Origin of the sequence: Roseofilum acuticapitatum BLCC-M154 (assembly GCF_030068475.1) — a bacterium.
Taxonomy (GTDB): Bacteria; Cyanobacteriota; Cyanobacteriia; order Cyanobacteriales; family Desertifilaceae; genus Roseofilum; species Roseofilum acuticapitatum.
Genome location: NZ_JAQOSP010000062.1, coordinates 18,635 through 29,377, shown reverse-complemented (window position 1 = coordinate 29,377; position 10,743 = coordinate 18,635). Strand labels below are relative to the sequence as shown.

Below are 10,743 nucleotides of genomic sequence, written 5' to 3'. Positions count from 1 at the left end.
TCTATTTTAGTGGCTACATTAATCCGCCATATCCCCACTAGCTCTAATATATTTCGCCGTTGAGGATCTTCTCTGGGTAACTCCAGCACTTCTTCAATCGCTCTTTTCTGAGTCCCTCCTTTCCCCAACATCCTTAACCATAAGGTTTCTGGGATTTCTGGCAATTGGTTAATGGCAATGATTCCCGTTTGGTTAATTTGTGCGAGTCGATACACTCCTGTATACCCATACTCAGTATTCTCCTTAGCACCTAATTCTTCCAATAGCTTCTTAGATGCTGTTGGCGTTAAAATCCATAATTGAGGCAATTGTTGTTCTTCAAGAGTCGGTTTTTCCCGTTTGGCTTGACGCTGTAGCTCTGCATGAACATGAAAAAGTTTGAGAATACAACTGCGAATCTCTGAGTGACTCGGACAATTACGATAAGGTTCTAACAGGCAAGGGGTAGCTGCTAATTGAGAGAGTAAACCCAAGGTAGGCGCGTTGCTTGGGGGTTCGGGGGATGGCTCGAAAATCAGATCGATTTGCAGGGTTTCCCCTGGGATTTCCCGGCTAATTTCCACCGTTCCCAGGGGTTCGAGCAGTTCTTTGAGGTATTGCTTGGCAAATTGATCGTGGGGTTGTCTGGTCACAGCAATAGATAATAACAGAACTAAAGATAATTTACATTTTCCGATACAATCTTACTGGCGTACTGGCGATCGCCCAACACATCCCCCATGACCCAACCCTGCAAAACCCTACTCACCCTCCCCCTACTCCTAAGCATCTGGCCAACCCTAGCTCATGCCCAGATTGTACCCGATCGCACCTTACCCCAAAATACCACCGTCACCACCCCCCAAAATAACCTTTGGCTCATCAACGGCGGAACTCCCCAAGGTAGCAACCTTTTCCACAGCTTCGACCAATTCTCCCTCCCCACCAATACCCAAGTTCTCTTCAACAATACCCCCAATATCAGCAACATTTTTAGCCGTGTCACTGGCGCAAACCCCTCCACCATCAACGGCTTAATCCGCGCCAACGGCACAGCCAACCTATTTCTCCTCAATCCCAACGGTATCCTTTTTGGCCCCAACGCCTCCCTCAACATCGGCGGTTCCTTCCTTGCCACCACCGCCAACCGTATCGACTTCGCAGACGGCACATCCTTCAGCGCCATCCCCTCCCAAACCCCACCCCTACTCACCGTCAGCGTCCCCACTCAAATTCATCTCAGTGAAAACCCTGCCCCAATCATCGTCGAAGGTCAAGGCCATAACCTCAGCATCAACCCCCAAAACGGAGTCGTCACGCGGGGACAAGTTCAAGGCTTGCACGTACAACCCGGTCAAACCTTAGCCCTAGTCGGTGGAGAACTCAACCTAGCCGGAGGCACATTAACCGCAGAAGATGGGCGCATTGACTTAATTGCCGGGGGAAATGGAGCCGTTAACCTGAACCTGGAGCAAAATCAACTCACCGCTACCCCTTTCTCCCTCACCACATCCGGAGATATCACCCTTTCGGCCATCTCAGTCGCTGATACCAGTGGTCAGGGAGGGGGAGACCTGCAAGCCTACGGACGCAACATTACCCTCGCTCAAGGTTCCCTCTTTCTCAGTCTCACCGAAGGCAACCAACCCGGAGGCACTCTCACCGTCACCGCTACCGACTCCGTAACCGTGACTGGGGGAATCTCCAGAGGCTTCGTCACCAGCGCCATTCTCACCGAAACCCTCGCCCAAGGTTCTGCGGGCAACATTACCGTCACTGCACCCCGAATTAACATTACCAATGGAGCGCAGATTTCCGCCTCTAGCTTGAGTCCAGGGTTAGGAGGCAACATTACCCTCAACGCTCCAGAATCCTTAAATGTCTCTGGAACAACTCCCTTTGGGGTTCCCGGTGGCATCTTTGCCGCTACCTTGGGGTTTGGTAAAGGGGGAAATCTGAACATCACCACCGGACAATTGCGCTTACAAGAAGGAGCGGTCATTTCTACTGCAACGTTCATTGACAACCAACCAGCCGGAGATATTACCATTGGCGCGAGAGCCATTTTAATCGACAGTGGGGCGCAAATTTCTGCCAGCACCAGGGGAACGGGAGATGCTGGAAATCTGATTATCGGTGCATCGGAGAGTATTTTGATCTCTGGGGGAACCCAAGATAACCCCAGTGGCATTTTTTCCCAAGTGAACTTTACACCTTTAGAAGAACTTGAAGCCCCCCCTAGTGGAGCAATTCGATTCATTCCTGGCCCCAATCGGGAGCGAGTTCCCGTGATTCCCGCGACTGGACGGGGGGGAGATGTGCAGGTGAATACCCGGTTCCTCACCTTAGAGAATGGGGGGACTATTTCCGCCGGAACGTTTGGGGGAGGGCCAGGGGGAAGACTAACGGTCAATGCTTGGGAACAGCTCCAGGTCAGGGGAAGTACGGCTGATAATCAAAGTCCGAGCGCTATTGTGGCTTTAACTCTGGGGGAGCAGCCCGCAGGAGATATTACGGTACTGACTCGGCGCTTAGACCTAGAGAATGGGGGACAAGTGACGGCCTCCACCCAGGGGCCGGGACAAGGTGGAACGTTGCGGGTAACGGCTTCGGAATCGGTGAATTTGAGTGGTCTTGCTGCGGATGGTCGCCCGACCCGGATGACGGTACGCACGGAGGGGCCGGGAAATGCGGGGGATTTGATTATCGGGACGGAGCGGTTGACGGTGAATAATGGGGCGGAAATTAATGTGAATGGGATTTTGCGCGACCCTGCGGGTAATATTCTTACTAATTTACCTTTGGGAGGAGCGGGAGATATTCTGATTACTGCCCCTGAAGTGCGCTTAACTGGAGGAGCCATAACAGCCAATACAACTTCGGGCGCTCAGGGTAATATTTTTCTTAATGCTGAGGATATCCGCTTGCGGGAAGGCAGTCAGATTGTGACCAATGCCTTCGGAGAATCCACGGGTGGTAATATTACCATCACTACCGATTTATTAACCGCTTTGGAAAATAGCGATATTAGCGCTAATGCCGAGCAAAACTTTGGCGGTCGTGTGATTATTACGGCTCAGGGGATTTATGGCACGGAGTTTCGCAATCAGTTAACCTCAGAGAGTGATATTACAGTAACGTCAGCCTTGGGCCCTCAGTTTAGCGGTGTAGTAGAAACTAATACTCCAGATATCGATCCGGCTCAGAATACGGCAGATTTACCACAAGCAATTGAAACACCGCAGGGAATTCGCCCCATTTGTCGCCCAGAGGCTCAATTGCGTTCGGGAGAGCGGGAATTAACCCGTACTGGACGGGGTTTACCTCCCACCCCTAATCAACCGGTGAATCCGGGTTCTGTGGAGGTGGAGAGGATGCAACTGGTTCCTGAATTACCTGAATTAAGGGAGAATAGGCAGTCCACTGTACCCAGACGAGGCAATATCACCACCTCCCGTCCTCGGTTACCCATGGCTACTGGATGGGTGATGAATGAGAAGGGAGAAATCTTTTTAACGACAACGACGGAAAAAGTGACTCCCCATGGCTCCTTACAGCCTTATGCAGATTGTGTGCGGGAATGATGGTGTATTGCCAAGCTATTCAAGCCTGTCGGTAGAATCGCCAAATTGCTGTACTAACTGCTCACGAGAAGCATTCAAACACAAGGGCATAAACTCATCGGGAGACAACTCTAGTAAAGCATTAATAATACCCAAAAGTTCCTCATCCAACTCACCAAATCGAGTCCTGAGCAATGCTTCAATGCTCAAGCGTCGTTCTTGTTGAACTCCCTGTTGAACTCCCTGTTGAACTCCCCGCTCAAGTCCCCGCTCAAGTCCTTGCTCAAGTCCTTGTCGAATACCTTCTTGCAGGGTATCTTCTCGCCATTTTAGATAAGCTGGTGATAATTCCATAATTAACTCCCTTTCTTCTGATTCTAACTCTATTTTACTGGCTACATTAATCCGCCAGATACCAACCAGCTCTAGGATATTTTTGCGCTGAGGATCTTCTCTGGGTAGTTCTAGAACTTGTTCAATAGCTCTTTTCTGAGTGCTGCCTTTGCCCAACATTCTTAACCATAGGGTTTCTGAAATTTCTGGCAGTTGGTTGATGGCAATAATCCCTGTTTGGTTAATCTGTGCTAGTCGATACACTCCTGTATAGTTGTATCCTCTATCGACTTCAGCACCTAATTCTTTTAATAGTCTTTTAGATGCTGTTGGAGTTAGAATCCATAATCGAGGTAATTGCTGTTCATCCAGTGTGCGATTTTCCCGTTTAGCTTGACGGTGTAGCTGGGCATGAACATGAAAAAGTTTAAGAAGACAGTTGCGAATTTCTGAGTGATTTGGACAGTTACGATAGGGTTCTAGTAAGCAAGGCCGAGAAGCTAATTGAGCGAGTAAACCCAGTGCTGGAGGGTTGCTTGGCGGTTCAGGTGAGGGCTGAAAAATGAGATCGATAGAGAGGGTTTCCCCTGGAATTTCTTGGCTAATTTCCACAGTTCCCAGGGGTTCAAGGAGTTCTTTGAGGTATTGCTTGGCAAATTGGTCGTGGGGTTGGCGTGTCACGGGACAGTGAGATCAGAGTAGTACGCTTATTGGCTATTGTATAATGAGTCTGTTCATTAGCGATCGCCCTACTCACCACCTCTACTTACCACGGTGAGCCAATCATAGTAAAGCCTGACCAATAATAAGGATGAGCTAAAGACCGCTCAGGCACATTGGCTAATACGGAAGGTAGAGCAACATTTCCACCTCTGTTCGCCCGTAATTGTCCCCCTTCAATCCGTACATCACCCCTAAGCATGGCAAGCTGTGCCTCCCGGAGGGCATCGGATTTGAGTTGGGCATTTCTTAAGTAATCATAGAACTGAGTCATTAGGGCTAATGTGCCTTCATCGGAGACATACCACAGACTCGCTAAGGCGGTTTTTACACCGGCTTGTACGGCTAATCCGGCAAATCCTAACTCGGCGGAGGGATCGCCGACTGCGGTACGACAGGCGCTTAACACCAAGAGTTCTACTTGGGGATTATCCCATCCTAATGTTCTTAATTTATCGAGAGTTAGTTGCTCATTCCAGAGTTGAATATAAGAATTTTTGGGCGTTCCAGGATTAAACTCTGCATGGGTTGCTAAATGGACGATCGCCGAAGGAGAAAACTGACGTTGAGACACCAAGTTATTAAAGGTGAAGTCGGTATTCAAGAAGGCTTTCCCTGTCCATAAATTCTGAGTAATGGTGTCAATCTCTACAGGAACCGCCGGTAAAGGCGCTTGTTGGCTAAACTCAGAGGCTCCAAAGGCTAGGACTTGGGCATTGCTTAAGGACTGATATCGGGTATCGGTGAGCAGTACGGAAGGAATTAAGCCCAGATTATACTTTTCAATCAGGAATTGTTGTCCATCATGTAAAGCTGCCACCGGAACCGATCTTAATCCCACATCCATGCTGAAGACTAAAACATCAGTTCCCGCCTCTTCTAATTGATCTTCTATGGGTGCAATGAACCATTGATAGAGTTGTTGGGCATAGGGCAGATAACTGGTGGTATTGCGTTTACGGGGATTGGTCAATTCGCCTCGAAAGTTTTGGATCGTTTCCAGGACTTGAGATCGTTGAATGTTGGGGACACTTTTATAAATGGATTGACCTTTGGGCGTGACCAAAATTAAATCTAATTGATTGGGGCGAGCTAATACATAGGTGATGACGGTGGTTTTACCGGTCAGTCTTTCAATTTCGGCTAAACGCTCTTGGAATTTTTCGACCGATTGCACATTATCATTGATTTCATATTCTTCTCCGGTATACAGCGAAAGTTCATCACTGAATAAACCATCAATGGATAGGGTTGCTTCATCTAAATTCCCGGCATCCAGTTGATTATCAATACTGTTGCGGGCAATTTCTAACCTTTCGGATCGCGCCATTCTCTCCGGATTATTGGGGCCAGCTTCCCCCCCTTCTGGTGCATCTTGACCTGGATCACCCGGTTGTCTGGGAGGGGGTTGCTCTTCTGAGGGTTCGGCCGCTTGAGGTTGGCGTTCTGGTGCTGGAGCGCGATCGCCTTCTGGGACATCTGGGGCAGGTTGACGTAACTCCCCTCCAGGGCCTTCTGGGCCCAAATCTCCAAACTGCTGATTGGAGGAATTAGGATTCTCTAAACCTTCTCTAGTGGGATTAAACTGATCAAAATTTCCATCCTGTGGAGGTTGGTCGCCGCCATCCTGTGGAGGTTGGTCGCCGCCATCCTGTGGAGGTTGGTCGCCGCCATCCTGTGGAGGTTGGTCGCCGCCATCCTGTGGAGGTTGATCGCCGCCATCCTGTGGAGGTTGATCGCCGCCATCCTGTGGAGGTTGGTCGCCGCCATCCTGTGGAGGTTGGTCGCCGCCATCCTGTGGAGGTTGGTCGCCGCCATCCTGTGGAGGTTGATCGCCGCCATCCGGTGGGGGTTGCTCTCCACTCGGTGGAGCTGTGGGATCGCCTGGAGGGGGTTCTGGTTCAGTCGGGGTTGGGGTTGGGGTCGGCGTTGGGGTCGGCGTTGGCGTTGCGGTCGTCAGAATTTGAATCCGATCGCTATCCTGGGTATGGCTTTCTAGATATTCGTTGGTAATACTGATGGTTGATTCTGTATCTGTGCCCCTGGTAATTGCGCCTGCTGTCCCATTAGTGGTGGCATCACCGACAATAAAAGGTGTTTCGCCGTTTCCACCATGGGTAATGGTGATGGTTCCACCCTCTGTATCTCCAATAGTGGAAATACTGGCAGTTTCACTATTGTTGGCGGTGAATGTGCCAGTGACCTTTACAAAACCTTCAGTGGTGAGGTTAACATTGCCTCCAGTCGTTCCCCCTTCCGTATTAATTGAGGTGAGTTCTATATCTTGAAGAGCGCTTAAAGAAACATTGCCGCCACTACTGCTTGTGCTAGAGGTATCAAGACTGCCCATGGCGATCGCGCCATTGGCGGTAATGATACTAATATCACCTCCATCAGTGGTAATGTCTTGGGTGGTAATTTTACCATCAGCAGTTATAGTAACTGCTCCTCCACTGGTGGTGATGCTCTGATTGACGGTAATCGAAGAGCTGCCTGATGCAGTGCTATCTTGCAGCCTAACAAAGCCGCCTCCTGTACTCAGGGGAGCATTTACATTAATGGTGGGAGCATCAAGGGTGAGATTGCCATTATTGGTGCTGATGCTGGCCTCAACATCGATAGAAGTTCCAGCTTCAGCCGTGAGTCCGATAGATTCAGTGGTCATATTAACCGCTTCACTGAAGGTGATATTTTCAGTGGCTTGTAGGGTGACGTTGGTTTCTGCATTATTGATTGCACTGACGCTAATTGTTGTCAGACGAAGAGGTTCATCTAAGTCTGGATCGCTGAATTCATCGACATCCTCTAAATTAGAGCTAAGTCCTTCAGGGACGACTTCTATATTGGTGGGGTCAAGGAGTAGGGTTCCGATTTTGCCTTGAGGTGCAGTGGTGTCTACGGTTCCTTGGTAGTTTAGGAAGGATAGACCAGAAACTTCGACCAATCCGCCATTACCTGAATTTTCTCCTCCTGTGGCGCTAATCGTTCCCAAAAATTGGGTGGTTTGATCGCTCCAGATAACGATGTTTCCCCCATCTCCATTGAGCAGGGCATCAGCATTGATCGTGCTATTTTCGTTAACCAGGGTAAAGTTACTGTTGGGAAGGGGGCCTTTTCCTTGGAAGGAACCGCCGATGTTGATGGTTCCGCCGCCTTGGGTTCCGGAGGCGTTGATCTGAGCATCGATGATGCCGACGCGATCGCCTAAAATGGTGATATTTCCACCCGTTATATCAGAAGTATCGATGGTTCCGGAGGCGATCGCCAACCCCGACATTTCCGGAAGGGTAATCCCCGATCCCGTTAACACCACCTGTCCCTGGGAATTTACCGTTACCCTTTCAGCATGATTCAATGAACTAATCGTCAATAATTCCGGAAGACTTAACGGAGTAATAGCTTGGGAATGAGGATTTTCCGAATTCACCGGTAGATCTAAACTTAAGAGATGACCTTCCTGAGAAATGCGTACTGATTTTTCTCCCGGAACCGCAGCAATCGTAATATTTCCCCCCGGTGCAGATAGAGTGCCCAAATTGAGAGTATTACCGCCAATTAAACCCAAGGTTTGCTGCTCATTGACTTGTAGATTCCCCAGATTAACAATACTGCCCGGATTAGCCCCCTCAAACTTAAATTCAGTTGGGACTCCCGTTAAGCTACTCCAATCATTTGCACCCACCACATTAAACCATTGATCGAGTCCTAATCCGATACTGGTTGCTGTTGTTGCATAAAAATCCGCAGGTACATTTAAACTGGCATTCGGCCCAAAGAGAATCCCCGCAGGATTAATTAAATAGAGGTTAGCACTACTATTATTCAGTTGAATTAATCCATTAATAATAGACGGATCGCCGCCAACCACACGACCCAAAATATTTTTGATATCCGGTTGAGCCATAAAGTTAGCGATTTGACCCTGGGTTAAGCCAAACTGCTGGAAACTATGGAAGAGATTTTGCCCAGACTGGGTTCCGCCTTGAATATTGAACTGTTGATTATTGCCAGGAGTAACCAGAGTGCCTACCCCATCTTGAGCTGGAATAATTGATTGCGCCCATCCTGAGCCACCATAGAAGGGCACAAGGGTAACGATGAGCAGAAAATAATACCATCTTTTTTTTAGGCTTCCCATGGGTAGCATCATAGTTTTTTAATGAAGAATAATTAAGGGTTTCAATAACGGAAAATCACTCTCCCACGGGATTCTTGAGTTTCCCCTTCTCCTGCGGGAGAAGGGGGTAGGGGAGGCAATCGTTCTATAACTCATTTAGGTTGGCGATAGAGATCTCTTGCTGCATCTAAATTCATGATAACTTTTTTCTGGCGAGAGGATCTTCAGCGTCTCAGCTCTTTGGAGGTGTGGCTGATACAGCAGTTTTCGCGCTTTATGTGGGACATCTTGATCCCCCTTTCATGTCCGCTTGCGGAAAATCCCCCTTAAAAAGGGGGACTTTCCTATTCTCCCCTTTTTAAGAGGGGGGCAAGGGGGGATCTTTTCCTACTGTCTACCGATACAGCGCTTTGCGCTGTAACGCCAGAAAACGGCTGTATTACGATCGCCTTACCCAACCATTAATGGTAAACCGACTATCGGTAAATTTCTTCGAGGGACACCGCACAGGTAGCACTTCATGTAAATAGCGACTGAGGAAAAAAACGATACTGTTATGTCGGGGTTCAACGGTTTGGTAGGTATCGGCTTTAGCATAATAGCCATTTTTGATTGTACTGTCGTAAAGAAGCAGTTCTCCGCCACTAAAGTGTTTAGGTTGATTATGAAAATAGTACACATAGGTTAGCTCTCTGGTAGCGGTGTCAGGAGAGCCGTTATCATTATGAAGCTTAAAATAATGACCGTCATTATGGGCGGTTAATTGGGCTTCTACATCCTGGGGTACAAATAGGGGACGATCCAATTGGGGTAAAACTTCTGGCATCATCCCCTTTACCCGTTCAATTATCATCTCGGAGAATTCTGGGAAGTGATAGAGAACAGTGGAGTAGCGATAGTCGGCTTCTCCCGTGGATGTAGTGGTGCTAGTGAAGTCTTTTTGACGTTTTTTCACGTATTTGAGTAGGCGATCGCATTCGTCGTCACTCAGGAAGTTATCTAAATGGACGAAGCGGGAGGTAATGGTATTGGGTAAGGGAGCTGGAGGTTGGGGTGCAGGGCTGGACATTTGTTGTGCTTTTTGCTGCACATATAAAGGCGGCTCCGTGATTGCCCCGATCAGTTGATGGCTAGGAAAACAGAGCGCTTGGCGATCGTCATTGAGGGGAATTTGAAATAATTGGGAGCCAGAAGTCGCATTATTGGCTGTATTTCCAGTTTGGGAAGCTAAGACTTTCATGACTGCCACCAGAATGGGAGAATTAGATGGCAGAGAGAGGGTATACTGATGCCCTCCGGCTAAGAGCAGGGTAACTTTAACGGTTTGAATGGCTGCTGTTTGTTGGCTACTCATAGGATAAACCAGTAATTATCATTCATCTCTCCTGAATGACCCAATGATAATGCACGCTGGTCACGGGTTTACCTTATTAACTTACTGTGATAATTATCAAGGTGTCTCAATTCTTTTGTCCACCGCCAGCCTTAAACCGAGAAACTAAGCGTTCATAATCATCACCAAGACTTGACGCGATCGCGTCAAATCACACTTCCGGATTAACCCCTAGCGATCCGTATAGGGAAACGACATTAAACCCTGCCAACGGATTAGGAACAACAATGAACTCAACCTCGACTCAACCCTTATCCACCTGGATTCAACAGTCCTGGGTTCATTATCCCTTAGATAACCCAGAAGACCTAGCTCAAAAGATCCCTGAATTACCGGGTTTATATAGTTTAGTGGCCGAAAGCCAGGATGGTCACAACTGGATTTTACTCCATATTGGCCAAACTCAAACCAATTTGCAGGAATCTTGGGGTTATTATCGTCAGTTACCCATGGTGAAAATTCTGCATCAATTATCCCTAAAAGTCAGTTTCGCCGTCTTTGCCCTCCCTACTCCAGCTCTCCCAGGATTATCTTTAGAACACTTACCAGACTGGGAAAAAGTCTTAATTGAAGTCTTAGAACCTATGCTCACTAAAACCCCTGCCGCCCTACAAATTGGGGTAAAGTGAGTAGAGCAT

Annotated in this window: 6 protein-coding genes; 2 read left to right on the top strand and 4 right to left on the bottom strand. The window is 48.3% G+C overall.

Annotation, left to right across the window (positions count from 1 at the left end):
- A partial coding sequence (locus PMG71_RS08680; protein ID WP_283753269.1) for a hypothetical protein occupies positions 1 to 632 on the bottom strand: 632 nt, incomplete at its 3' end.
- A gap of 87 nt (positions 633 to 719) precedes the next feature.
- Between PMG71_RS08680 and PMG71_RS08675 the strand changes: the two genes are divergently transcribed.
- Positions 720 to 3,563 (top strand): two-partner secretion domain-containing protein, encoded by a 2,844-nt coding sequence (locus PMG71_RS08675; RefSeq protein WP_283753268.1) that lies wholly within the window; start codon positions 720 to 722, stop codon positions 3,561 to 3,563.
- 15 nt (positions 3,564 to 3,578) lie between these two features.
- On the opposite strand, the gene PMG71_RS08670 is transcribed toward PMG71_RS08675, so the two are convergent.
- From PMG71_RS08670 to PMG71_RS08660, 3 genes are all read right to left on the bottom strand, one after another.
- On the bottom strand, positions 3,579 to 4,556 hold the full coding sequence (locus PMG71_RS08670; RefSeq protein ID WP_283753267.1) for an RpnC/YadD family protein: 978 nt from the start codon (positions 4,554 to 4,556) through the stop codon (positions 3,579 to 3,581).
- An 85-nt stretch (positions 4,557 to 4,641) separates the two neighbouring features.
- A complete protein-coding gene (locus PMG71_RS08665; RefSeq protein WP_283753266.1) occupies positions 4,642 to 8,745 on the bottom strand; it encodes a CHAT domain-containing protein in 4,104 nt (1,367 codons plus the stop codon).
- Between the two features lie 406 nt (positions 8,746 to 9,151).
- Entirely contained in the window at positions 9,152 to 10,066 is a 915-nt protein-coding gene (locus tag PMG71_RS08660) for a 2OG-Fe(II) oxygenase (RefSeq protein ID WP_283753265.1), read from the bottom strand.
- A 266-nt stretch (positions 10,067 to 10,332) separates the two neighbouring features.
- Here PMG71_RS08660 and PMG71_RS08655 point away from each other — a divergent pair, with 266 nt between their 5' ends.
- Positions 10,333 to 10,734 carry a hypothetical protein gene (locus tag PMG71_RS08655; RefSeq protein ID WP_283753264.1) on the top strand — a complete coding sequence of 134 codons (402 nt, stop codon included), beginning with the start codon at positions 10,333 to 10,335 and terminating at the stop codon, positions 10,732 to 10,734.
- Positions 10,735 to 10,743: the final 9 nt, after the last annotated feature.